Genomic DNA, 23,075 nt, shown 5'->3' with positions numbered 1-23,075 from the left:
GAGCCGATGCCGACAATCCCTTCCCGATTGCGGTTTGCCAACTTTGGACCCGTGAGCAGTGGCAAGGCAAGTATAATAATGATACCTATTGGTCTCTTGCAGTGACCAATAGGACGCTCGATGGATACGATCAACGATATCAATCTCCGACTGCTACAGACTTTCCTCGTCGTTGCGAACGAAGGAAGTTTTCGCCTCGCAGGTGAAAAGCTGAACCGGGCCCATTCAGCCGTCAGCATCCAGATCCGTCAGCTGGAGGAACAGCTTCAGGTGAAGCTCTTCGAGCGTACGACACGCAGCGTCAAACTGACGGAGGAAGGTGCCAAACTGCAGGGAAGTCTCAGGAAGGCGCATTTCGAGATACTGCATGGATTGCGGGAGATACGCGAAGCCGCAGATCTCAAGCGTGGACAGTTGTCACTCGCAAGCTCCTCTCATGTGGCCTCAGTTCATCTGCCTCCCATACTCACGCATTTCGTCAGCAAGTTTCCAGAAATCGCCGTCACGATACGTGAGTTGACTTCAGCCGATTTATATGAGGCCTTGCGCAAGCAAGAAGTCGATTTCGCGATCGGGCCGCATGGAACGGACAATGCCTTCGAATTCAGCCCGATACTGGTTGAACCGCTTCACGCGGTGGTCCATCCCCGCTTCGTCGGTCCTTCCAGAAAAACAATAACCTGGAAGGAAATTGCCCAATTCCCGATACTTCTGCCGGCCCCGCAGACTGCGATGCGCCGGATCGTCGATCAGGTGTTGCACGATAACGGTCTGGAAGAGACGAACCGCTACCAATTCATCCAGGCCGAGACGATAATTGCCATGGCGGAGGCGGGGCTCGGGATCGCTGTCCAGCCGAGTACGCGGCTTGCCAAGCATCCCCCTGTCACCGCGCGCGTGATGACCTTGACCGCCCCGCATATCCGAAGGGCCATGTCCCTAATCCGAATGAAGAAGCGGGATCTGTCTCCGGCGGCAAAACACCTGGCCGATACCATCATTCGTGAGGTGCGCCGGGTTACGGGCTATGTAGAAGGGGAGGATTTTTTCACGCATTGAAAGCTATAGGGGCGAATTTAGCTCTTGAACTGCTTCGTGCCTACGCCCCACACCTCCACTCGTTCAGCCATGGAGAAGCCGGTCCATTCGTGCAAGCGGGCGACCGCTTTATGACGTAGACTGCGAATCGACTTTACATTCCTGAATATAATTAAGGTATAGCCCACGGTGCGAATTGAAGCGAGTAGCGCCGTCTTCCGAATAAGGTGGATGGCGTCGATATCCGGCGCGAGACATTTATGATATCGCCAGGCGTACCGCTCATTCGCTCACGAAAGACGCCAATCACATTGGTATCTCCCAACCTCATAGTCACCTCGGTCTCAGACCCCACAGGCTAGATGAGCACGATTTCGCCAGAAACGCTTCCGCTACCTAAGTGTCAGTCAATCGAAAGTGTTCGGGATGAATCCCGTAAACGGCAGCCCGCCCCATAGCGGTGTCCATAGACCTAGGCAGGGGCATAACGACGCCCGATGTTTGGAAGCTCGCTTCCGTTATCGTGCCATTAAGAAAATTCATCGACGGCGATCCGATGAAGCCCGCAACGAACTGGTTTGCCCGGCGGTCGTAGGGATCGAGCGGCGCACCGATCTGCTCTATCCTGCAGCGTTTCATCACGACGATCCTGTCGGGGATGGTCATGGCCTCCACCTGATTGTGGGTGACCTAGAAGGTGGTCGTTTTCAGCTTATGATGCAGCGCCTTGATCTAGCCGCGCATAACGACGCGCAGCTTCGCGTCGACGTTCGACAGCGGCTCGCCGAATAGGAAAACCTGTGGATTACGGACGATCGCGCGGCCCATGGCGACGCGCTGTCGCTGGCCGCCGGAGAGCTGGCGCGGATAGCGACCTAGAAGATTGGTAAGACCCGGTATGCTGGCCGCCCAATTCACCCGCTCCGCGACTTCGGCTTTGGTGGCACCGCGGTGCTCCAGCGAAAAGCCCATATTCGTCGCCACCGTCATACTCGGATATAGCGCATCGGACTGGAAGACCATGGCGACGTGACGATCCTTCGGATCGAGATCATTGACCCTCCGGTCGAGGTCGACACCGTGAATGGTCTTTACGCCGCCATAACTCTTGCGGATGTCTGAGCCGCAGCATGACCCAAACAAACTAGAATAGCAAAAAAGAGGCCGTAAACAGGATAGTACCTTGCGCTTTGGCAACGACAGTCGCTTTCGTGCGTTGAAACAGCGAACAACCGGGAGGTGGATATGCGGGAAGTGATGCGTTTCGAGCTACTTGCAAAACTAGGCTATGCCGCCCGCGGCATTGTGTTTCTTCTCGTTGCTGTTCTGGCACTCTTCTCAGGTATGGCCGGTGGGCAGCCAGAAACGAAAACAGCGATCTCCACGCTGCTGCAACAGCCACTCGGCCGCGTCTGGGTTGGATTGATTGGTGTTGGTCTCCTCGGCTTTGTGGCCTGGCGGCTGGCCCAGTCGATCGCTGATGCCGATGGGCAGGGTAACGACGGCAAAGCTATGATAATACGGGCTGCGCTGCTTGGTAGCGCAGTTACTTACACTGGTCTCGCCGTATATGCCCTCGGTCACGCGGTCAGTGCGAGCGGCGATAGCGGTGGATCAGGAGAGAAAGGGCTCGCCCAATGGGTAATGTCGCAGCCCTTCGGCTCGTATGTGGCAATCGCGATTGGGCTCGGACTGATGGTGGGAGGCATTGTCACTGGAGCTAAAGGCGCTTTCCGAAAATTCGAGAAGTATGTCCAGTTCCCCGATCGTAGCGGAGTGCTTTCTTACATCTGCGTGTATGGTCTCATGGCACGAGGTGCGGTGTTCTCTATCACGGGGATATTGTTTGCGTACGCTGGCTTCAAGGTCGATCCAGATCAGGCGGGAGGTATCGCGGACGCGCTTGAGTGGCTCCGCGAACTACCTTTCGGCTCTGTCCTTTATGTCGTCATTGCAATCGGTCTAGCCGCATTCGGGGTGTATAACCTAATTGCTGCTAAATATCGCACCGTCAAAGGGCCAAGGCTCAATGATGTGAAGCGCGGGGCTCCCCTGAACCTACGACACTAAGGAAGCGGCTCGCGTTATGCTTGAAGGACAAAAACTCCCATGAACTCATCGTCGATCTTCAACGTAGACCAACTCAACACGATCAGAGACGCGCATCTGGAATGGTGTGCTGAAAATTCGGTCGACCCGAAAAGCCCGTTCGGAGAAGAAGCGGCCGCTTTTTTGATCAAAGCGTTCGACGTCGAGCACAACAGTGTCGATGGCCTGATCGCGGCGCTTGATCACTATGTGATGGAACGTGGGAGCCATGTGCGGGTCGGATCAACAAGCATACCCTCAACGGAATGATCGCAGCGGCATGTGCGGAAGCTCAATGCATACCGAATTTTCCGCTCCCAAAACGCGATTTCGCCTTCGCTATCATCCGCCATCATCCGATTCGTCCCTGACTGCTTTGAAGTTAGCCATTATCCGGAGCGTGGCAAACGTGACTATCGAAAGAACAATTGCGGTGTCATAGGCTCCAAGTCCGACCGCGGTACCGATCGCGCCCGTCGCCCATATGCTTGCGGCAGTCGCCGTCCCGCGTGTTCCAAGTTTCCCTACAAGGATGGCTCCGCCGCCAATAAAGCCGACGCCGTTGATAATACCTTCGACGATGCGAGCCGTCGCCTCGGCATTTCCAACAGTAACGGTTTCCGCAGCCTGAACGAACCCGCAGGCGGCGATAGCGACAAGAGGAAAGGTGCGCAAACCCGCGCTCCGTTCGTTTTTCTCACGATCCCAAGCGATCGGCAGCGCAAGGACATATGCGATAAGCAACGTGATCAGGTGTGGGAAGATATCGAGTTCCACACCCATAGAAGCCAACCACTCGCTCACGTTCGCTCCTTTTTGAAGGTGACAATGCGGTAAATGTAATAGCCGACCAAAATAATCAGGACGGCTGTCGAAACGGGATCCACAAAGTCTTGGATCACGCTGTATGCCTGTCCCAAGAAATAGCCTGCCAAAGCCAACGCCGCCGTCCATACAAGCGTGCCAATCGACGAAAAAAGAAGAAAAGTCCCCAATGGCATATTGGCAACGCCAGCGGGAACGGAGATGAGTGTCCGCACCGTGGGGATGAGCCTTCCCAGAAGGACCGAAGAATTTCCGTGCCGCTTGAAACGGTCAGAGGCTGCATCGACATCGGATGGCGACATGGTGAGCCAACGACCATGGCTATCCGCCAGACGACGAACGCCGTCGTGGCCGAGCCGACGCCCAACACAGTACCAGGGGAGTGTACCGAGCAGGGAACCTACCGTTCCGGAGGCGATCACGACAGAGATATTCATGTCTCCCCGCGTTGCCAGATAACCCGCAAGAGGCATGATCAACTCAGACGGTATTGGTGGGAAGACGTTCTCAAGGAACATGAGTAGGCCAATGCCGAATGGGCCAAGGCGCTGCATCATCATTTGCACGAAAGCTTCCATGATGCACCTAAGCAGCGAAGGCGTAGGGACCGCCCTTTTCGAGCGCATTGATATAGGCAGGCCGGGCATGGATGCGTTCCAGCCATGCTGTTATGGCCGGTCTATCCTCAGCCAGGGTTCCTCGCACATTAGCAGCCTCAAGCGGAAAACTCATCATCACGTCCGCTGCGCTGATCTGGTCGCCCGCAAACCAAGGCCTGGCAGCGAGGTGCCATTCAATGAAGTCCAGATGCGTATCCAGCATAGGCTGAATGCGCTTTGTCGCGACGCGGCCCAAGATCGGGATCTTGGAAACAACCAGCAGTGCGAAGAGGACTGGCATCACAGAACCCTCTGCATAATGAAGGAACTGACGATACAAGAGAGCGTCTATTGCCGCGTTGGGTCCGAACCGACCATCCGCTCGCTCGACAAGATACTCGCAGATCGCTCCAGTCTCGATCAGAATACACCTCTGAACATTCTCACCCACATCCTCTAAAATGGGTGATTTGCCGAGGGGATGGATCGCGTTCAGATCCTTAGGTGCAGACATGTCGGAGCTGCGGCGATAACGCCGGATCTCGTAGCCAAGTCCGAGCTCTTCAAGCAACCAAAGGATGCGTTGCGATCGGCTGTTATTCAGATGGTGGACAATCAACATGCCTGGCCACGCCCCTACATCTGGACCTTGGCGTTATCCCCCATGTCCGGACGGGAATTGCTGACAGCCGCCGCCGCCATTTTGATATAGCTGATGATGGTGCCCGGGCTGTCCCAGTATTCTGCGAAGGACGGCGTCACCTTGAGAATGCGGATCGACGGATCGTCGGCGTTATCCCACCAAGCCTTCGCAGGCGTCGCCCATAGATCGCGGATTTTCTCACGGTCATTCTGGATTTCGGCCGTTCCGGAGACTGAAACGTACTTTTGGCCCCTCGAGTCAGCAAAGGCGAGGCACACATTTGGATATCGCGCGATCTCTTCATCCTTATGGCTCGCCACGTCGGTCAAAAAATAAAACGCGTTGTCGATGCGCTCGCTGTATGCAGACATTGGACGCGCTCGCAGATCGGAGCCGCTTTGCGTCGTCAGCATGCAGAACCCGATTTTTTCCGCCAGGTCCCAAACCGTTGAAATCTGATCTTCTTCGTGCGCCATAGTGGTCTCCTGTGTGACGCCAGAGAACGGGCGCTGCGAGTAAATGTTCCGCCGGGGCAATCATCTCTCTACCGAGTATCTCCGAAATGACACCAGTGCGCCCTGAATATCCTATAGCTGGACGTAGATCTTAACCTAAGCTCACGGGTTGGCACCGAAGTCGGGCACCGTCAATTGCGCCGCCGTCTCCCCGCGTGGACGCCGACGCCCTGATCCTTTGGAGCCGATATTCGAGGCAGAAGTCGTCCCGCTCCTGAAGGCCGCACCCGGCATCCGTGCTGTCGCCGTCTACAACGAGATGCTGCGCCGACATCCAGAACTGTCTGAAGGTATCCGTCGTACGCTTGAACGACGGATCCGGTCGTGGCGTGCTGTCCATGGCGAGGCGCAGGAAGTCATCTTCCGCCCGACGCACGAGCCAGGCCGGTTAGGCCTGTCGGATTTTACCGACGCCTGCCGCCTTGGTGTAACGATCGCCGGCCAGCCACTTGATCACCTGTTCTATCACTTCCGGCTTGTCTGGTCCGGCTTCGAACATGCCCACGTCATTCTCGGCGGAGAAAGCTTTGTCGCGCTGGCTGAAGGGCTTCAAAATGCTCTGTGGTCCGTGGGCGGTACGCCGCTCTATCATCGGAGCGACAGCCTCTCGGCGGCATTCCGCAACCTCGACGCCGATGCCAAGGTCGATCTTACACACCGATACGATCAGCTTTGCTCCCATTATCGAATGACGTCAACGCGCAACAACAAAGGCGTCGCGCATGAGAACGGCTCGATCGAAAGCTCCCATGGCCATCTCAAGAACGCCGTTCATGATGCCCTGCTGATGAGGGGGACCAAGGAATTCGACGACCTCGGCTCTTATCGCGCCTTTGTCGATGAGATCGTCAGCCGTCGCAATGCTGCCCATGGTAAGCGCATTGATGCAGAACGATCCCATCTGCAAGTGCTGCCCGCGCGGCGGACCACGGACTTCGAAGAGATTGTCGTCACGGTGTCCCGGACCGGTGGCTTCACCCTGCGCAAAGTCTTCTACACCGTGCCGTCCCGCCTGATCGGCCACAGGCTACGAGTTCGCTTGTTCGACGATCGGCTGGATGTCTTCGTCGGCGGTACGCACCTGATGACGTTGCGCCGCGGACGCGGCCATCGTGTCTAAACCAAAAACAATTGTGCTAAAGAGGGGAACGGCTCAGCAATAAAGCGGAACAATTCCCCTCTTCTGGGTGGCCAACTCTGTCAATGTATTCGCAATACCCCCGCGAGTGCGAATAGTGTCGGCTGGCACCCTGATATTATTGAATAGTTGAGCCTGTTGTCGCAATTTCGAGAGTGCCCGCAAGAACCGCATCAGGTGTCATACCAAGTTCTGATGTTATCGCATCGAGAGTTGCGGCCAGTTGTTCTTCGACCTGCGTCGCCTTTATCATCCCGGCACATCCCCTTGCGTAGATCACTAGTCTGGCGAGGGCAGCCAGTTCCTCTTGTCTTTCAGTCCTGTCGTCAATCACTGCGATCCTCCGGGTTTGTGCAGATCGTAATCCCGGAGGCGTAGTCCGCAGCGTGAATTGAGCGTGACACAACGCATGCAGGAGAACCGGGCTAGTTTCTCCAGAGAGAGGTCTTTTGAAAAATCCACGCCGGAACAACTCCTCGATCAGTATTAGCGACGAGCCGCATAAGGCGTATGGCGTCGAGACGTTTCTGATCGACATAGTGGTCATGGCAGATCCGGGAGCGCGCCTCCGCACCGACTCGACCAAATTTCGCGCATTGGCTGTAAAATGCCGACCAAGTGCGACGTTTGAAAAATAGGGTGGCGGCGATCTCTTCGATTTCCTGCGCCTCCTCAGCCGAGAAGATTTGCTGGTCGCGAAGCCGTTCCACCGTTGCGCGGATGTTGACGATCGGCACCGTCATGGCTCGAAAACCCAATTCCTTCGGCGCGTGAAGAAGTGCGACGGCGGCATCGTCAACCACGGCACCTGATGCGTAATCATCGAATATCCGGCCCACCCCGACCATGCCGAACGACTGGCATTCCGCCGCGCGCAACGCGCCCATACTTGCGGCGCCCGCTACCACCACACCCTTCGACAGGGCATACAGGATCTCCTTGTGCCATACGGGGGCAGTGTATTCGAAGCCCCCGTCGATGAGCCCAATCACGGTGGCTCCTTCGCGCACGGCATTCAGGATGTCGCTCTGAACGGCTGGAGGTCTTATCTCCACCGATGGTCCGGTGTATTCGGTCGCATCGGGTAGGCTTGGGCCGACAAAAACGACCTTCATGGCGAAAGCGCAGCGGCTATTGCCCTGGCACCATGCCTGAACTTTCTGTCCCCGGGCGGGTTCTCCAACTCGGGAGCAAGGATTTTGACGACAACGAACGGCAACCCAGGCTCCGACAGTCTGATGGAATAAAGCCGCGATAGCCCGCGTCGTTCTAATAACTGGACGATGGATTTCGATTGGCTGGCGTTCCGTTTCGGCGAAAGAGCGCCCGGCCGGATGGCCACAAGACGCTTAATATCTTCCGGCAACGGTCTCAGATAGGTCTCGGGATAGACGTCATCTCTCGCGCCGCTGATATAGGTCAGGCGGGATTGGGCGGCTTCGGTGATTGCGCGCAAGGCGGCTTTCGCGGCATCCACGTGGGTGCCGCAGCCGAATGTCACGTCGACATATCGCGGTGCCATCGCTTCCAAGACGCTCGCTTCGGCGATATAGGCCGCGATGGTGGGGATGCCAATATCGCTGGTAACATCAAAAAGCCGCAGCAGCATCCCCGCCCGCTCTACCTGTCTCGCGAGCTCCGTTACGCAGGAATTTTCGAATGCTTCCGGGGATACCGCAGAAGCGACTTGTCGCGGCTCCGACCGAAGCTGCCAGAGAGCCATTGCATCTCGCTCTATCCGCTCGAGCAGTGCGTGGAAAACGGCTTCTTCCTCCGTGTTTCCTGATGCCAGACCGTCCGAAGACTTCCAGTACCGAATATCCGGCACGGTCCGATCCAGGGACACGGCATCGTAAGGCACGAGTACGGTCTCGCCTGAGAAAAGGTCGGTGGCCTCGACGAGGACAATCTCGTCTTCCCAGGCGCCAACATCCTGACGAGAGGCCAGAAATTCGGGTAGAAGGTCGTATCTGCGTCCATCACGCTTTAGGGCGGTGCGGCTAGCCGTGACCACGCCGACCAGCGGATCACAGGCAACTGCCCGTTCCAAAGCCTCCATTACTGCGGAAGTCCTCGCGTCATCATCCGTGAGGCCCTTACCGTGGGCAACCACAATCGACTTCGCGTTCGGGATGTAGGCGCACCATACCGGAATGTTTAGGAAATCAAGTCCGGTATGGCGGCTTACCCGCGTAATGCCGTATTCCGCCAGGTGAGGAGACACTCGGCGGTAAGTCTCAGCAGTTGGATATGCTCGCTCCACGTCCCGCCTCAACCATCGAACACCCCTGAAAAAGCAGCCTCTGAGGCACCAATCGCAACGGCGAAATCGACGTCCTTCACGACGGATCCGCCTGCCTTTCGGATGTCATTTGCCGAAGCGAGCGTCCCATTTGCGGGTACCTCAAAAGCAACAACCGTCCCGGCGTCCAGATCCGCCAGATAAAGTCCCGTTTCACCCGGAAGCCCGATTACAACTATCTTTGACATCAACATACTCCATTTGCGTTCGTGGAACATCTTACTGAAAACCAGCCTTCATCAGGCCTTCCCGATAAAGATCTTTCTGCCATTGCTCCCTCACCGGAAGGATCGACAGCCATTTCTCAAGCTCGAAGAGAGGATTGAGTTCCTGCGCCTTTCGGCGATGCATCCGCGCTCTTTGCATGTCTCCCGCCATGGCATAGCTGGCGGCAAGCAACCTGCGTGCCGAAGAGCCGTCCTCCATGCTTTCAATATGCGAAATGGCGCCGGAAAAATCTCCGAGAAAGTAACTCGCTCCCGCGGCGATCCAACGATAGTCATCAGGCGGCATCGGATTGAGCGATATGGCCTTGATGATCTTTCTCAGCCCGTCATCCGGTCTCGATGCGTGAACCAATGCGTCGGCGTAGCCGCAAAGCGCATCGGCCAGATGCGGACTGAGTTGCTCTGCTTCGTGAAATGATCGAAGGCTGGCATCGACGTCTCCTCTGTATAGAAGAGATAGGCCAAGATCGCGATGCGCCGTCGCAAGATCCGGAGACGCGGCCACCGCCTGTCTTGCCAAAGCCTCTGCCTGCACCAACAGCTCATCGTCTCCCCTTGCCGTCAGCACCCATTCCCATGAAAACGTTCGCGAAAGCCCAGACAATGCAGGTGCAAAATCACTGCGAAGCTTCAAGGTTTCCTTGAATGCGCTGCGTGCCCGGCGCATTCCTGGCAGTGTATAGGTGTTGAGATGCTGAATGCTGAAAAGATACGAACGATAGACCTCGGGCTGCGTGCGAAATTCGTCAAGCTGACCTACACTTTTTCCAAGATGACCCGAAATAGCACTCACGATGAGACCGGCAACGTCCTTGCGCCGAGACACGAGAGAGCTTCCGCCAAGAGGAAAGCGCTCCGCCCATAGCACCGCGTCTGCAGGAAGGAAAACCATTTGCGCAAACAGTCCCTCCTCCGAAATCCTTGTGTCGACCACATATGAAATCGAATGGGTCTCGAGCTGAGCGAGCTTATCGGAATGTTCTCTGATTTTCGCGGCCGTATATGGGGCAACCACCGCTGCGCTTCGAAGCGCACAGAGCCCGATGGTGATATCCTCGATCAATGCCGAGGCAACCCCTGCATCGACATTGCCGTGAAGTGTGGGCGGAAGCAGTACCAGACGCGGAAGATCCGGCTGAGCCCTGAAGGGCGCGGCTGGAGCACCGAGCTGCTGTACCGTCTCATGACGGGGTTCAGCATGCAGGCGAACAGAACCGCTGTTTCCCGAAATCCGTTGATGCGCACTGAACAAGATTTCCGCAACAACTTCATCTGACGGATCGTTTTCGAGAAGCAATTTTCCTCCTTCGCGAACGACCAACCAGTCGGATTTCTCTGCGGCATGAGGCGCTGATCCGACAAGAATTTCCCGGAACTGCCACCAATAGTCCCGCCGCCGCCTTTCTATCCAGCCAGCGAGCGGCGCCGGAGCTCCGACGATATCCAGAAACGGTCTTTCGATCAGTGATTTCACGGCCCGCAACTTTTGCAGCGGTTCAAGATTTGCTGCAAAGGTGCTGAAATCGGTCTGGACACTGTCGGAAACCCGCATGGTTGACGGCGAGATCTCGAAAGGATTCAGCCACCCCTCTGTCTCGCATTGACGCACGCGCTCTATCATTTTTCTGAGATTTAGTCGCGCCGTGCTACCATCGCCCGGCCATAAGATAGCCGCAAGATGTTCCCGGGAGGGATCTATGTTCTGCTCAGTCGCGAGATATGCCGCACACAACAAGGCCTTGCGTGGCAAAGGCAGAGCACCTTTTCCGCGTTCGGTCAGCGTCACGGGGCCGAATGTAGTCAAATGCAGCACCAGATCGGCCTGTCGTTAAAGCTTCGGATCCTCCGCCGTGGGATCAGTCCCGACAGACGCGAGTGATTTAATGAGATGAACAACGCTCTGCCGGGTTCTTGGGTCACGCAAGCGAACGAAGGCTGCGTTTAATTCTACGCCTTCCCGGCTCGAGAGAAACCTCATCACCACGTCATCAGGCCGCGGATCGAATTGCGAATTTTCGTTCGAACCGACGGTATTCGTGAAGAAAAATCCCACCGGGACCTGCAGAATGGATGCCATCATCTGAAGCCGGCTTGCGCCGACACGATTGGTTCCCTTCTCATATTTTTGAACCTGCTGGAACGTAACTCCCAATCCTTCCGCAAGTTTTTCCTGCGACATGCGCAACACAAGTCTGCGAAGTTTAATCTTTCCACCGACATGCACGTCGATTGGATCCGGTCCCACTTTCTTAGTCATCGTCTTCCCCTCGACAATTCTGCCAGAATGATTGAAGCGGGTAATCGATGCAACCGGTCTTGGTTGTGCCAGATCAAAAATTTATTGGGTCTTTGTTTTTAGGTGCCTATCGGTAATGGAGGTGTTTTTCTGAACTGAGCTCGCGAAATTACGCAGCGGCGGCTTTGAAATCAGGCGAGCAGTTGACGTTCAGAATAGGAGGACGAGTTATCCTCATGTCTAGCGCCCAAAAGCATGTCACGCTTGTTTCACGCCACCACACCGTCAAATCGCGCTAGTCAGCTACGTAAGGGGCAGATGACCACGTCTATACCTCTCTCGAGCGACTATTTGAGAAACGACATTTAGGTGTTTTCATATGGAATATGAGCAGCGGCAGTCGAAAATGCGAAAGCTCGCCGCACTTAAGGTCCGCAAAGATAGCCAGAGAGATTTGCGGCTGGCGCTCAAACATCACTTTGCAGACACATCTGCACAAAGCGTTTGCGATGCACGTGATATTCGTGAACGCGAACTTGAGATAAAAGTCTTACCTCTCGACGGCCAAACGATGACCTGAAGTTCTCATCTATATTCTAGAGAACGGACTTGTTAGGTTGGAACCAATGGCTCGCTGACTGTAAAATCGGTAACATTTTCAGATAGTCTCGCCGAAAAGCTAAAGTGCGCCCTGCGTCCCGGCCATCAGGCATGGCATGGACCGAGGAGGGCAACACCAGATCCCCGGCAATCTTGAATATGTCGCGTCACGCCCATCAACCGGTGCACGATGGCCATGGCGGCGATGGGTACATCCGTTGCATTTGCCGCAATCGCGAATATGTAAAGGGGCCCATCGCGTCGCAGTTGTTTCATCGACAGACATGATGCGCTCAGCAAACTCCGGGTGAACTGGCTTATACATCTAAGCCTGGAAACAAGTGCCCTTCTCAATGTCACGCCTCTGTATGCTAAGTATCCCGCGCTCAAGCCCTAAAACTGCCACGGCGGAAAAATACAGATCTCGGGATCCCGGCGCGCCAATCAAGCGGTCACGTTCGGATCAGCTTTACCGTCGCCGACCTTACCAAGCTCAGAGACAACGTTTGTATCGAGCAAATATTTCAAGGGTCGTCCTGGCAATCGTAAAGCGAGCACCTCGAGTTGCCCGATCGGCATACGCGACTGGATTGGATAAATCGAAAATTAAAACTTACGTAGCCTTGCTGCGCGCCATCCGCGGCCTGCCGAATGATTTCGGCAAAGCGCATAGATTCAATCTCGAGGATGACCACCCGCTGGAAGCCAACAGAAAGCGTACTTTTTGTGTGGAAAGCGAACATAACACGGCTCAAAGACATTGAATTGATACAGCCCAACCGCGTCTCGCTCTAATGTCGCATCCGTCGTACTCGACGGCGAACTGGCGGCCGAGCTGAGGTCCGAGCCTTCAATATCCATTGCGATCAGCTTTATTGGTCGATTATTAAGTAGCTTACACTAATATAGATTTGGAGGTAGGCTGTGCGAAGGCACGTCCGTGAACGACGATGAGGGGGTACTCTCACAGATGAGCAATGCGCAATCCAGTTGGCAGCCTTCACCAGAAACCGTGAACAGTTGGACTGACAAGCTTGCGCTATTCAATCATCAATTCGAACTGATCGGCTTGACGAATGGAAGTCGGCCGACCCTTCGCGAAAGTGGCTCGTCGCTTTGGGATATCTATCCGGAACTGGATAGTGTCACCGTCTCGGCCCATCTCAAGACGAGGCCGGAGCAGCCGCTTCGCATCAGCCACGAGCTGGAAAACGGAGCAGTCCGCGAACTCACGTTTCACGCCATCGGGGAGTTTTATGGCGTTGTGCATACGTATCGGAGCGGGGACAGGGCGGAGCGCGCTGCCCTGCTGCATCAGGCAACTCATGATCCGCTGACCGGACTGCCGAACCGACGGCAGTTTGCGAGCGACCTTTTGGCGGCGTTGAAGGACCTGACCGCCGAAGGCAATACCGTCTGTCTAATGCAGTTAGATCTCGATGACTTCAAACCGGTGAATGACACCCTCGGGCATGCGGCGGGTGACAAGCTGCTCAAATTCGCTTCAAGCCGGATCAGGGACTGCCTTGCCGGCAGTGAGCGAGTTTACCGTTTGGCCGGCGACGAATTCGCGATCATATCCGTTGGCTCTGGTCATCGCCTTCGGAACAAAGAGGTTGGGGATGCGCTTGTTCAGGCCTTCAACCAATCCTTCACGATCGACGGTATTTCGGTGTTTGTTGGCCTGAGTGTCGGTATCTCGATTGCACCTGCGGATGGGGCCGATCCGGAAACCCTGATGAAAACCGCGGATGTAGCGCTTTACGCCGCCAAAAAGGCTGGACGCGGCCGCGCCAGCGTCTTCGACGCTTCTATGCTGCAGATCATCGAGCAGCGAGAACTGTTGCGCAGAAGCCTGCGGATTGCACTTGAGAAGGACCAGTTTATTCTGGAATACCAACCAATCGTGGAGCATGGTCGACTGTTCGGATTCGAGGCGCTGCTTCGATGGCAACATCCACTGCTCGGCTCAATCCCTCCCGCTGTTTTTATTCCGATGGCCGAGGCGGACGGTCTGATGAGTGATATCGGTCGATGGGTTCTGGAAAATGCTTGTCGCGAGGCATTGACGTGGCCTTCCGAGTGCATCGTCGCTGTCAATCTATCTCCCGCCGAATTCCTAGTCAGCGGCCTAACCGATCGGATTTCGCAGGTCTTGGATTCTGTCGGCCTGGCCTCCGATCGTCTTGAACTCGAGATTACCGAAAGCGTTCTGCTGGAGCAGACCGTCAACAACCTGGATACTCTTAACACGCTCAGCGTGCTCGGAATTAGGATAGCTCTCGACGATTTCGGTACGCAGTATTCCTCGTTGAGCTATCTGAAGAATTTTCCGTTCGACACACTGAAGATCGACAAATACTTCGTTTCAGATCTCGAAATCGACCCTAAGAGCCAAGCCATCGTCCGGTCCGTCGTAACTCTCGCACACGATCTGGGAATGGAGGTCGCCGCCGAAGGTGTCGAAACGTCCGAGCAGGCCGATTGGCTTCGCGGGCTGGGATGTGATCGTTTACAGGGGTATGCGGTCGGTAAGCCTTTGCCGGCCGCGTCGATAAAGGGCTTTATCCGGAGCTCGGAATCTCTGATTCAGGCACTCACCGGGCGCTCTGGTTCACCTGACCAGCAGGCACATCCATAGCCCTGATGAAATCGCATTCTTCCGGATCTATTTGTGGAGATGACCATGACAGGGCAATACGTTAGTCCGAAATCGGCAGAGTTTCAGGACATGGCGGCGTTGACATTGGATGCCGCTTTGTTCGCGTGCGAGTTTCGCCTCTGCGACACGATTGCGGAATATCTGGGGACTATAATCGGCCAATCGCACGAGGATCCCGCGCGCTATGCCAACTTCAGTTCCCTGCTTGCCAACGAGATTGTCGAACTAGCCTTTCGCTCAGTGGGCCCGAGAGGCCGGATCGATTTCAATCTGCTGAAAAGCGATGCATGTGTGCGTATGAAGGTCGGCTTTCCACTCGACAAGCATGGGCGCGATAGCTGGTCGGCTCCGGCCATTTCCTCTGGGTCTGAAGGGCAACAACCTGCCGGGAACCTCATAATGATGGGCCAGGCCCTCGGAGTGACACTGTCCTTCGATAGCAGCACCGATGATCGGGTGACGCTGATTGCAGAATTCATTCTGCAGGAGGGCATCCATTGAGCCGATCTCTCTTATCGTTCTCGGCAGAGTTCAACGACGTAAATCAGGAGATCCTGCTGAGCGGCAGAATGCGCCCTCAGACAGTTCAGGAAATGGCGAGTGCGGCAGAGGTCATCAGGCGCAATCTCGATGGCCACAGCAACACCGTCTATGTGAATACGCGTCGCCTCACCCACATCAACATGACCGCGTTCAATTGTATTGCGGAAATCCTGTCCAGTGCGTGCAAGGCAGACCGACAGCGCAAGATCGTCATCGTGACGTCGAGTGTCATTGCCTGGTCAGCGCCTCTCTTCAAGACTTTGGCATCCGATGAGCCCAACCTGCTGGTCGAAATCTATGATTCAGCCTTCTATCCGGGTCAGACGTTTGTGGAGGATGAAAGCTTCATTCCCATCCTTCGAACCCAGACAAAGATGACCTGGCGCCATGAGCGCGAGATTCTTGGCCGACATGGCCTTCGAGACGGCCTGGCCATCGCGGATATCTGTTGCGGGATCGGCGACTTCGCGACCCTGATCAAACGACATTTCAATCCGACGCGTCTCCTCGCATTAGACCACTCGAGGAAAAGCCTGGAATACGCAAGGCGGGTGGCGGCAGACTTCGGCCTGACATCCATCGAATACACCTACGGGGATGCCTCCCAGATGCTGCTGGCAGACAACCAGTTCGATTTCGTCACGTGCCGCCATTCCTTGCAGATTTTCGATCGGCCGGATGTTCTGCTGCGCGAGCTCTATCGGATATGCAAGCCGGGTGGCAGGGTCTACATCACCAACGAGAAGAACTCCCATTGCCTGGGTGAGCCGCATTCGGAATCGATCCGCTGGACCTATGATCAGGTCGCCAGGCTCTTCAGCCATTTCGATATGGACGTCGAGATGGGGCCGAAAAGCCGGCGCCTGCTCACCGATGCCGGCTTCGATGCCATTCAGGTAGAGACCTTCATGGTAACCAATCTTGACGGAGATCCGCGGGATTTCGCCAACATGATCGAAGCATGGGAAAACGTCTATGCCGGGCAGATGGCGGTACGGCGAGGTGACCCGCCGGATTTCATACGTAGGTTCAGGCAGGGGTTCAAGGATCACGTTCTCGCGGCTCTTCATCCCAAGGGCTACGCAGGATGGCCGATCTGGGCGGCGTCAGGGCGGAAACCATATTGATGGCGAATACACAGATCGGCAACCGACCGTGGGGATCTTTCCGGGCCAAGTTCATTCTTGTCGTCGGTGGCGCTGTTCTCTTCGATCTGCTTATCAGCGGCGGGCTCGCTCTATGGAATGTCCAGCGCCTGTCACGTGACGCTACCGAAGAGGTCGGCCACGGACTTGAACAGGCCAGCCTGGACTATATTCGCACCTACGCGAATTCTACTGCAGCCCAGGTCTCGCTGCTTCTCGGCCAGGTGAACAACGATGTCGGTGTTCTAGCAGGCGTTCTGCAGGAGCAGATCGACAATCCGAAAGGACAGGCGGAGATTGGATCTGCGATATCCGGCATTTCACCGGGGAGCGTCGGGCTTTCCTTCAATCCTGCCGGACAATGGGCCCAAAATGCGCCCGGCAGTCCGTCTGTTGTCAGCGCCTGGGGCTACCTGCTGGACAAGGATCATTCACCGCGGACCGACGTACAGACCGAAATTAGAGCGAGCGCCGTTCTCGACCTCATTGCGCCGAGCCTGCTGAAAAACGGCTCATCGAAACTCCAGATGTATTTCATTGGACCGAAAGATCGGCCGATCTTCCGCACGGCTCCCTATACGGAGCAGGCGCAAACCTTCGACCGGCTCTATCCCGGCCACAACGACGCCAATTTCTGGGACTTTTTCTTTCCGGGCCTTTACGAGGCCTGGCAAGGCTGGGCGGTTGGTCGCGGATCGCGACCCGTGCCCAATGAAATCACCCAGACCGCTCCGTACACCGACGCCATTACCGGCAAGCAGATCGTCAGCTTCTTTCATCCGCTTTGGAGCGCCGACAGGAAAAGCGTGGCCGGAACCGCCGGCGCCGACATCACCCTCGATCAGCTTGCCGGGATAGTCGAGAATGTAAAGGTCGCCGATAGTGGTTTCGGATTTCTGGCAATGTCCGACGGAAACGTCATCGCCATCAGCAAGGAGGGCGAAAGGACAATTGGCCTGCGGTCGGCAAGTGGCGGCAAGGGAACCGGCGTCACCGGCCTTGAGCGATCGCTCCGGGACAGTTCGCAGCCGGCAATCGCCCAACTGGCCGGCAATCATGATGACGGCATCAGGCATCTGCTCCTGGATCAGAACGGCGAGCCCGTGCCGTTCATGGTGATCATGAAGGAGCTTCCGCCGGTCAATCTCTGGGAACCGGGCAAGGTCAGGCAAGACGCGATGTCGCTTGGGATCGTCGTTCCTGAACGCGAGATCTATGCCTCCCTGTTTGCCGCGCAGACCAAGATCTTTGATGCGACAAACCGCATCGTTGTCTACCAGATTCTTGCGATCCTTCTGTCCCTGATGATCGTGACGATGGCGGTGCTGGCCGTGTCGAAGCGCATTACCGGCGGCATCAGCGCGCTTGCCGGCGCCGCACGACGCATCCAGGCGCAGGATTATTCGGTCCGTGTCCCGGTCTCCAGTCGCGACGAGGTCGGAGAAGCAAGCGAGGCCTTCAACCGGATGGCCGAGCAGATCAGCTACCACACCGACAATCTCGAACAGCTCGTGGAAGAGCGCACGGTCGAAATCGAAGGTGCGAAGGAAGAGATATCGGCGCTCAATGCGCTATTGGAGCGTGAAAACCGGCGGCTGGGCACGGAGTTGGCGGTCGCCGAGAGAATCCAGATGATGGTTTTGCCTCTCGCCTCGGAACTAGCCGCTTCAAAGGATTTGGAGATCGCGGCCTACATGAGTGCTGCCGACGAGGTGGGAGGCGACTACTACGACGTTCTCGAAGCAGACGGACGCTTCAAGATCGGCATCGGCGACGTGACCGGACACGGGCTCGAAAGCGGCGTTCTCATGCTGATGGTCCAGTCCGTCGCCAGAGCTCTGCAGGAGGCAGGTACAACCGATCCGGTCAAATTTCTGGTCGATCTCAATAGCGCCCTGTTCAAGAACATCGTGCGCACCAGGATCGACAAGCATCTAACCCTCGCCTTCCTTGATTATGACGGGAGCGATATGCTTATTTCGGGCCAGCACGAGGAGGTCATTGTTGTTCGCGCCAATGGTAATCTGGAACGAATAGCGACCATGGATCTCGGTCTTCCGATCGGGCTGGAATCCGACATCTCACCTTTCGTCGGCACCCGGAAGGTCCCGCTCGCGAAAGACGATATCATCATTCTCCACACCGACGGGGTGACGGAAGCCGAGAATGAAAAGGGCGAACTTTTTGGAATCGATCGCCTTTGCCAGGAAGCGGTGCGGCTGCACTTACAAAGTGCGGACCTCATAGTCGCCGGGATTATCGACAAGCTCATGGCCTATATAGGTCCCCACAAGATTCACGACGACATCACACTTCTCGTATTGCGGCACAGGTAGTCAATGTCAAAGACGATCTTGGGCATCTACGATCTTACCGAAGCGCGCTTCTTATCCGGGGCCAGCCTGACGCTCATCGACGGGCCGCTGGAGCTCGGATGGCGGCATTCGGGATTAACCTCGGACTTCATCGCCGATGCAATGGCTCTGCCGTTTTCCGCATCGAAAACGCTGCATGCCGATATCCATCACAGCATCGGATACCTGAGCAACGAACTGATCGAGAATGCGGTAAAATTTCGCCAGCCCGGCAAGATCATGATCGAGGCCTGTGTGATCGCGGGTGTTTTCATAATGAGGGTGAGCAACGACATTGATATCGAGACTTCGCAGCGGTTTCAGGATATCCTGACGAAAATCCTCGCTGCTGATCCAAGCGAGCTTCTCATCGGGCAGATCGAGGCGAATGCAGCTTCCGACGCCACCGGTTCGGGGCTAGGTCTGTTGACGCTTCTGGCAGACTACGATGCGCGCATGTCGTGGGAATTCGAGCCCCTTGGCGGAGACCGCATCAAGCTTACGACGACCGCCTCGCTTACATTACCACTGGCTTCAAACGGGTGAGTTTCAGATGGAAATCAGGTACGAGAATTTTCGAATCTGGACAGAAGACGAAACCGTTTTTTTCGACGGCGTTTTGCGCCTGGCCGGGCCGGAGGCTTACGCTCCGATCTACTCGCTGGCCTCGGCGGCGCTTCACGAAAATAATGAGCGCGTGATATTCGATCTCACCGGTCTCGAATTCCTGAACTCTTCGGGCATCAATCTGCTCGCAAAACTCACGATAGAAGCGCGCACGTTGGCCGTCGTGCGACTGGTCGTGAAAGGTACGGCGCGTTACCCTTGGCAATCCAAGTCGCTTCCGAACCTCAAGAAGCTGTATCCTCAACTTGATCTGCAACTCGCCTGAACAAGCACCGCGGATTTCTTGATTCTAAAACCGACAGATGATCAGCTCAAGCCGACCTCATCGTTAACTCGTGATGAAGATCGAACCTTTGACGCACCTATCTGACATCGCCAAAGACGCGCATTTGGATGCGGTAGTCTTTGGACTTGATCTCGTGCAGCCAGCCGGAGCCGGATGGAGCCCGATCCTGGGATTTGCAGAGCTGCGGCGGCAAGAAGGCAGGCTGTGGGGACATGCTGGAGCGCCTACCTTGCTTCGACACAGAGTGGTTCCCGCTGCAGGGCGGCCTCGGTCGGGAGACGCCTTTCGGCTCCCAGTAACCGCGATCCCGTAGCATAACGGTACCGCCGCCATATTCGCCCTTCGGGATCGTGCCTTTAAAGTCACCGTAGTCTAGGGGTTGATCTTCCACCTCGACGGCCGGCCGCTTGTCAGCAGGGTCGAGAGACGGGCCCGGGTCACCGCGCAGGATTTAAAAACACCATCAAGTTCCAGGCGCAGATCATGATGCAATCCAGTGGCATCATGCTTCTGGATAACGACCCGAAGGAAGTTGGGCGGCCTAACCTCGAGATCGCCGGATGGCTCCTGGGTCTTCTTAAAATCGCGTTTCGCTTGATAGGCAGGAACCTTGTTGGGCATCACGTGTCACCTGCCAGTGCCACTATTCTCGATCGACTTCATATCCGATCTAACGATAAACCGGTCGACGAGCACCCTTACCGTCTCTTCCTGTCCGAACTCATCGATTACAGGGATAGGATCGGATGCAATGGCTTCCAGAACCTCAGGTCCGGCACCAGCTTGGGACGCATCGAGAAGAGCTTCACGCGTCTCCCTCTCGGATTTGAGCCCGAGGTAGAGCGCGTGAATTATCTGATCTCGTACCTCGAGATCAGCTTTGCAGTGTTCGTTTTTGTTCGGTGACACGCTCATGTCTGGACAAGGCGCTGGCTGACGTGAGGTTCCAATCGATCACGAAAAAATTCATCGACTGCGCTGCTAAGCCAGTGTGTGCAACAGCTGCAACGGTGCTCATGGGCATCTCATAAGTACAAAACCTTCGAAATCAGTTTTACAACGACACTGACGCTTTGCGCGAGGGTTGGAATGGGCACCATAGGGACTACTTGGGATAGTGGAGCCGCCATGAACCCATTTTTTCGAAGGAGTATCCTCATGAAATCCAAAGCCGCCGACGTAATGACCGAGATCCTGTACTCTGCCGGCGTAAAAAGGATTTATGGTGTTGTCGGCGATAGCCTGAATGGGCTGACAGAATCCTTGCGCAAACGAGGTGATATCGAGTGGGTTCATACTCGCCACGAAGAGACTGCAGCCTTTGCCGCTGGCGCGGAAGCTCATATCACCGGCGAACTCGCTGTTTGCGCGGGTAGCTGCGGTCCGGGCAACCTGCATCTGATCAACGGGTTGTTTGACTGCCACCGGTCGGGTGTCCCCGTTCTGGCGATCGCAGCACAGATACCGTCGGGGGAAATCGGGAGAGGCTATTTCCAGGAAACGCATCCAGATCAGCTCTTTCGGGAGTGCAGCCATTATTGCGAGCTCGTCAGCCAACCCGAGCAGTTGCCTGGGGTCATGGAGGCTGCCATTCGGGCGGCAGTTGGCAAACGCGGCGTTTCGGTGATCGTTATCCCCGGCGATATCGCCCTTGCCGATTTTTCCACGAAAATCTCCTCTCCGGCAGCTCTGAAAGTGGCCTTGCCCAGCGTGGTCCCGGCCGGTGATCAGGTCAACGCCTTGATAGCGCTGCTTAGCGAAAGTTCAAAAATCACTCTCCTTTGCGGTCGTGGCTGCCAAGGCGCGCATGACGAGGTCGTAGCAATAGCCTCGCGCCTCAAGGCACCAATCGTCCATGCGCTTGGTGGCAAAGAGCATATAGAATGGGATAACCCGTATGACGTGGGCATGACCGGCCTGATCGGGTTTTCGTCCGGCTATAAGGCGATGCTTGAATGTGACACGCTGATCATGCTCGGGACCGACTTCCCTTACAGACAATTTTATCCGGCCGATGCGAAGGTCGTGCAAATCGACGTCCGGCCCGAAAACCTCGGCCGACGAACACCGCTCGACCTGGCGATCGTCGGTGACGTCAAGTCGACGCTTAGCGCAATACTTCCAAAGCTTAGAGAGCAGACGGACACAAAACACCTCGATCGCTGCCTTGCAGCCTACGAGAAAGCGCGTGAAGGTCTGGATGACCTCGCGACCGGCAAAGCCGGAGGGACAATTCATCCGCAACATGTTGCGAGGCTGCTGAGCGAACAGGCATCGGACGACGCGATCTTCACCTTTGACGTCGGAACGCCCACGGTCTGGGCCGCACGATATCTCAAAATGAACGGAAAGCGACGCCTGATTGGATCGCTTGTTCACGGCTCTATGGCTAACGCTTTACCGCAGGCGATTGGAGCGCAGGCTGCCGATAAAGACAGGCAGGTCATCAGCATGTCCGGCGACGGCGGCTTCACCATGCTGATGGGTGATTTTCTGACGCTGAAACAGGAAAATCTTCCCGTGAAGGTTATCGTCTTCAATAACTCGTCTCTGGGTTTCGTTGCCATGGAGATGAAGGCGGCAGGATATATCGAGACGGGAACCGATCTTGAAAACCCAGACTTTGCAGCGGTCGCGCGTGCCGCCGGCATTCATGCTGTCCGTGTCGAGGATCCCGCTGAACTGGAACGCGGCATTGAAGCTGTTCTACGCCATCCAGGCCCAGCGCTTCTGGATGTTGTCACAAATCCGCAAGAGCTATCCATTCCTCCGAAAATCAAGGCGGCACAGGTAATGGGCATGAGCCTTTGGGCGGCCAAGGCGGTGATGAGTGGTCGAGGAGACGAACTGATCGATGTTGCAAGATCCAACTTCTTCTCTCGCTAAAGATGGGCGGAACGCATCACACCTCGCGGCGTTTTGCTGTTTGTACACAAGGAGGCTTCAATGCATAAAATCATCATTCCGCTGTTGGCAGCGTTGGCTTTGACCGCATGCTCTTCGACAGAACGTGGCGCCGGCATCGGTGCTGCGAGTGGTGCCGTCATAGGTGGTGTTGCTACGGGCAATGTCAGAGGTGCAGCCGTTGGTGCGGCTGTCGGCGGCGTATCCGGCGCGTTGATCGGCAATGTCGCAGACCAGCCAGGGCGTTGCTACTATCGCGATCGAAACGGTAACAGGTATGTGGATCGCTGCTGATGCTTTGTGAGGGGTAGGATAGTCTCCTACCCCATCCACCGTTATCCAT

At 56.0% G+C, this 23,075-nt stretch carries 23 protein-coding genes and 3 pseudogenes; 13 read left to right on the top strand and 13 right to left on the bottom strand.

Translation table 11 applies throughout. The features are described 5' to 3' along the window. Positions 1 to 120: 120 nt before the first annotated feature. Complete coding sequence (locus tag JZX87_RS23300; protein WP_206828275.1) at positions 121 to 1,059, top strand: LysR family transcriptional regulator; 939 nt, start codon at positions 121 to 123, stop codon at positions 1,057 to 1,059. A gap of 203 nt (positions 1,060 to 1,262) precedes the next feature. Here JZX87_RS23300 and JZX87_RS23295 read toward each other — a convergent pair. After that, positions 1,263 to 2,181: pseudogene (locus JZX87_RS23295) on the bottom strand (ABC transporter ATP-binding protein); the annotation flags it as partial. 102 nt (positions 2,182 to 2,283) lie between these two features. On the opposite strand from JZX87_RS23295, the gene JZX87_RS23290 reads away from it, so the two are divergent. After that, positions 2,284 to 3,108 (top strand): DUF1206 domain-containing protein, encoded by an 825-nt coding sequence (locus tag JZX87_RS23290; RefSeq protein WP_206828273.1) that lies wholly within the window; start codon positions 2,284 to 2,286, stop codon positions 3,106 to 3,108. A 39-nt stretch (positions 3,109 to 3,147) separates the two neighbouring features. Further along, entirely contained in the window at positions 3,148 to 3,396 is a 249-nt protein-coding gene (locus JZX87_RS23285) for a hypothetical protein (protein ID WP_148147199.1), read from the top strand. A gap of 72 nt (positions 3,397 to 3,468) precedes the next feature. Here the strand turns inward: JZX87_RS23285 and JZX87_RS23280 are convergent, their stop codons facing one another. Genes JZX87_RS23280 through JZX87_RS23265 form a run of 4 tightly spaced genes read right to left on the bottom strand, consistent with a single transcriptional unit; the run spans position 3,469 to position 5,669 of the window. Then, entirely contained in the window at positions 3,469 to 3,909 is a 441-nt protein-coding gene (locus JZX87_RS23280; protein ID WP_206828320.1) for an MgtC/SapB family protein, read from the bottom strand. 17 nt (positions 3,910 to 3,926) lie between these two features. Beyond that, positions 3,927 to 4,529, bottom strand: coding sequence for a DedA family protein (locus JZX87_RS23275; RefSeq protein ID WP_148147200.1), 603 nt, complete (start codon positions 4,527 to 4,529; stop codon positions 3,927 to 3,929). A 7-nt stretch (positions 4,530 to 4,536) separates the two neighbouring features. Further along, complete coding sequence (locus tag JZX87_RS23270; protein WP_206828271.1) at positions 4,537 to 5,172, bottom strand: glutathione S-transferase; 636 nt, start codon at positions 5,170 to 5,172, stop codon at positions 4,537 to 4,539. A 14-nt stretch (positions 5,173 to 5,186) separates the two neighbouring features. Beyond that, positions 5,187 to 5,669: a pyridoxamine 5'-phosphate oxidase family protein gene (locus JZX87_RS23265; protein ID WP_148147202.1), complete on the bottom strand. Its 483-nt coding sequence runs from the start codon at positions 5,667 to 5,669 to the stop codon at positions 5,187 to 5,189. Between the two features lie 199 nt (positions 5,670 to 5,868). Here JZX87_RS23265 and istA point away from each other — a divergent pair. Beyond that, positions 5,869 to 6,816: pseudogene (gene istA, locus JZX87_RS23260) on the top strand (IS21 family transposase); the annotation flags it as partial. 148 nt (positions 6,817 to 6,964) lie between these two features. Here the strand turns inward: istA and JZX87_RS23255 are convergent. The 6 genes from JZX87_RS23255 to JZX87_RS23230 form a co-directional block, all read right to left on the bottom strand. Further along, a complete protein-coding gene (locus JZX87_RS23255) occupies positions 6,965 to 7,180 on the bottom strand; it encodes a hypothetical protein (RefSeq protein ID WP_206828269.1) in 216 nt (71 codons plus the stop codon). A 91-nt stretch (positions 7,181 to 7,271) separates the two neighbouring features. Beyond that, a complete protein-coding gene (locus tag JZX87_RS23250) occupies positions 7,272 to 7,961 on the bottom strand; it encodes a TfuA-like protein (protein WP_206828268.1) in 690 nt (229 codons plus the stop codon). Next, a complete protein-coding gene (locus JZX87_RS23245; protein WP_353654244.1) occupies positions 7,958 to 9,109 on the bottom strand; it encodes a YcaO-like family protein in 1,152 nt (383 codons plus the stop codon). The genes JZX87_RS23250 and JZX87_RS23245 overlap by 4 nt, the downstream gene beginning before the upstream one ends. A gap of 8 nt (positions 9,110 to 9,117) precedes the next feature. Then, positions 9,118 to 9,336, bottom strand: coding sequence for a hypothetical protein (locus JZX87_RS23240; protein WP_148148606.1), 219 nt, complete (start codon positions 9,334 to 9,336; stop codon positions 9,118 to 9,120). A 31-nt stretch (positions 9,337 to 9,367) separates the two neighbouring features. Further along, complete coding sequence (locus JZX87_RS23235; RefSeq protein WP_206828264.1) at positions 9,368 to 10,849, bottom strand: hypothetical protein; 1,482 nt, start codon at positions 10,847 to 10,849, stop codon at positions 9,368 to 9,370. 354 nt (positions 10,850 to 11,203) lie between these two features. Then, positions 11,204 to 11,632 (bottom strand): helix-turn-helix domain-containing protein, encoded by a 429-nt coding sequence (locus tag JZX87_RS23230; RefSeq protein ID WP_206828262.1) that lies wholly within the window; start codon positions 11,630 to 11,632, stop codon positions 11,204 to 11,206. Positions 11,633 to 11,990: 358 nt separating this feature from the next. Between JZX87_RS23230 and JZX87_RS23225 the strand changes: the two genes are divergently transcribed. From JZX87_RS23225 to JZX87_RS23195, 7 genes are all read left to right on the top strand, one after another. Beyond that, positions 11,991 to 12,191 (top strand): hypothetical protein, encoded by a 201-nt coding sequence (locus JZX87_RS23225; protein WP_206828260.1) that lies wholly within the window; start codon positions 11,991 to 11,993, stop codon positions 12,189 to 12,191. Positions 12,192 to 13,181: 990 nt separating this feature from the next. Continuing rightward, positions 13,182 to 14,852 (top strand): putative bifunctional diguanylate cyclase/phosphodiesterase, encoded by a 1,671-nt coding sequence (locus tag JZX87_RS23220; protein ID WP_148148373.1) that lies wholly within the window; start codon positions 13,182 to 13,184, stop codon positions 14,850 to 14,852. A gap of 45 nt (positions 14,853 to 14,897) precedes the next feature. Then, the gene (locus JZX87_RS23215; RefSeq protein WP_206828259.1) at positions 14,898 to 15,374 is read left to right on the top strand and encodes a hypothetical protein; all 477 of its coding nucleotides are present in this window, start codon (positions 14,898 to 14,900) and stop codon (positions 15,372 to 15,374) included. 68 nt (positions 15,375 to 15,442) lie between these two features. After that, positions 15,443 to 16,543 carry a class I SAM-dependent methyltransferase gene (locus JZX87_RS23210; RefSeq protein ID WP_404946263.1) on the top strand — a complete coding sequence of 367 codons (1,101 nt, stop codon included), beginning with the start codon at positions 15,443 to 15,445 and terminating at the stop codon, positions 16,541 to 16,543. Further along, positions 16,543 to 18,897, top strand: a complete 2,355-nt coding sequence (locus JZX87_RS23205) for a SpoIIE family protein phosphatase (RefSeq protein ID WP_206828255.1) — start codon at positions 16,543 to 16,545, stop codon at positions 18,895 to 18,897. Before JZX87_RS23210 ends, JZX87_RS23205 begins: the two co-directional genes overlap by 1 nt. A gap of 3 nt (positions 18,898 to 18,900) precedes the next feature. Then, complete coding sequence (locus JZX87_RS23200) at positions 18,901 to 19,461, top strand: slr1658 superfamily regulator (protein ID WP_206828254.1); 561 nt, start codon at positions 18,901 to 18,903, stop codon at positions 19,459 to 19,461. Between the two features lie 7 nt (positions 19,462 to 19,468). Next, positions 19,469 to 19,807, top strand: coding sequence for a slr1659 superfamily regulator (locus JZX87_RS23195; RefSeq protein ID WP_206828253.1), 339 nt, complete (start codon positions 19,469 to 19,471; stop codon positions 19,805 to 19,807). A gap of 115 nt (positions 19,808 to 19,922) precedes the next feature. Here JZX87_RS23195 and JZX87_RS31475 read toward each other — a convergent pair. Next, positions 19,923 to 20,449 (bottom strand): annotated as a pseudogene (locus tag JZX87_RS31475) (DNA polymerase ligase N-terminal domain-containing protein); the annotation flags it as partial. 6 nt (positions 20,450 to 20,455) lie between these two features. Beyond that, positions 20,456 to 20,737, bottom strand: coding sequence for a hypothetical protein (locus tag JZX87_RS23185; protein ID WP_206828252.1), 282 nt, complete (start codon positions 20,735 to 20,737; stop codon positions 20,456 to 20,458). Between the two features lie 249 nt (positions 20,738 to 20,986). Between JZX87_RS23185 and poxB the strand changes: the two genes are divergently transcribed. Together poxB and JZX87_RS23175 are read left to right on the top strand one after the other, a co-directional pair. Further along, positions 20,987 to 22,714, top strand: coding sequence for a ubiquinone-dependent pyruvate dehydrogenase (gene poxB, locus JZX87_RS23180; RefSeq protein ID WP_148148366.1), 1,728 nt, complete (start codon positions 20,987 to 20,989; stop codon positions 22,712 to 22,714). A gap of 60 nt (positions 22,715 to 22,774) precedes the next feature. Then, complete coding sequence (locus tag JZX87_RS23175) at positions 22,775 to 23,026, top strand: YMGG-like glycine zipper-containing protein (protein ID WP_148148365.1); 252 nt, start codon at positions 22,775 to 22,777, stop codon at positions 23,024 to 23,026. Positions 23,027 to 23,075 lie beyond the last annotated feature (49 nt).

Origin of the sequence: Agrobacterium sp. Ap1 (assembly GCF_017313375.1) — a bacterium.
Lineage (GTDB): Bacteria > Pseudomonadota > Alphaproteobacteria > Rhizobiales > Rhizobiaceae > Neorhizobium > Neorhizobium cellulosilyticum.
This window is presented reverse-complemented; position numbering and strand designations above follow the sequence as displayed.

Coding starts and splice junctions, on each gene's coding strand:
- JZX87_RS23300 (WP_206828275.1), top strand. CDS start 121: ATGGATACGATCAACGATATCAATCTCCGACTGCTACAGACTTTCCTC.
- JZX87_RS23290 (WP_206828273.1), top strand. CDS start 2,284: ATGCGGGAAGTGATGCGTTTCGAGCTACTTGCAAAACTAGGCTATGCC.
- JZX87_RS23285 (WP_148147199.1), top strand. CDS start 3,148: ATGAACTCATCGTCGATCTTCAACGTAGACCAACTCAACACGATCAGA.
- JZX87_RS23280 (WP_206828320.1), bottom strand. CDS start 3,909: ATGGGTGTGGAACTCGATATCTTCCCACACCTGATCACGTTGCTTATC.
- JZX87_RS23275 (WP_148147200.1), bottom strand. CDS start 4,529: ATGGAAGCTTTCGTGCAAATGATGATGCAGCGCCTTGGCCCATTCGGC.
- JZX87_RS23270 (WP_206828271.1), bottom strand. CDS start 5,172: ATGTTGATTGTCCACCATCTGAATAACAGCCGATCGCAACGCATCCTT.
- JZX87_RS23265 (WP_148147202.1), bottom strand. CDS start 5,669: ATGGCGCACGAAGAAGATCAGATTTCAACGGTTTGGGACCTGGCGGAA.
- JZX87_RS23250 (WP_206828268.1), bottom strand. CDS start 7,961: ATGAAGGTCGTTTTTGTCGGCCCAAGCCTACCCGATGCGACCGAATAC.
- JZX87_RS23240 (WP_148148606.1), bottom strand. CDS start 9,336: ATGTCAAAGATAGTTGTAATCGGGCTTCCGGGTGAAACGGGACTTTAT.
- JZX87_RS23230 (WP_206828262.1), bottom strand. CDS start 11,632: ATGACTAAGAAAGTGGGACCGGATCCAATCGACGTGCATGTCGGTGGA.
- JZX87_RS23225 (WP_206828260.1), top strand. CDS start 11,991: ATGGAATATGAGCAGCGGCAGTCGAAAATGCGAAAGCTCGCCGCACTT.
- JZX87_RS23220 (WP_148148373.1), top strand. CDS start 13,182: ATGAGCAATGCGCAATCCAGTTGGCAGCCTTCACCAGAAACCGTGAAC.
- JZX87_RS23215 (WP_206828259.1), top strand. CDS start 14,898: ATGACAGGGCAATACGTTAGTCCGAAATCGGCAGAGTTTCAGGACATG.
- JZX87_RS23210 (WP_404946263.1), top strand. CDS start 15,443: ATGCGCCCTCAGACAGTTCAGGAAATGGCGAGTGCGGCAGAGGTCATC.
- JZX87_RS23205 (WP_206828255.1), top strand. CDS start 16,543: ATGGCGAATACACAGATCGGCAACCGACCGTGGGGATCTTTCCGGGCC.
- JZX87_RS23200 (WP_206828254.1), top strand. CDS start 18,901: ATGTCAAAGACGATCTTGGGCATCTACGATCTTACCGAAGCGCGCTTC.
- JZX87_RS23195 (WP_206828253.1), top strand. CDS start 19,469: ATGGAAATCAGGTACGAGAATTTTCGAATCTGGACAGAAGACGAAACC.
- poxB (WP_148148366.1), top strand. CDS start 20,987: ATGAAATCCAAAGCCGCCGACGTAATGACCGAGATCCTGTACTCTGCC.
- JZX87_RS23175 (WP_148148365.1), top strand. CDS start 22,775: ATGCATAAAATCATCATTCCGCTGTTGGCAGCGTTGGCTTTGACCGCA.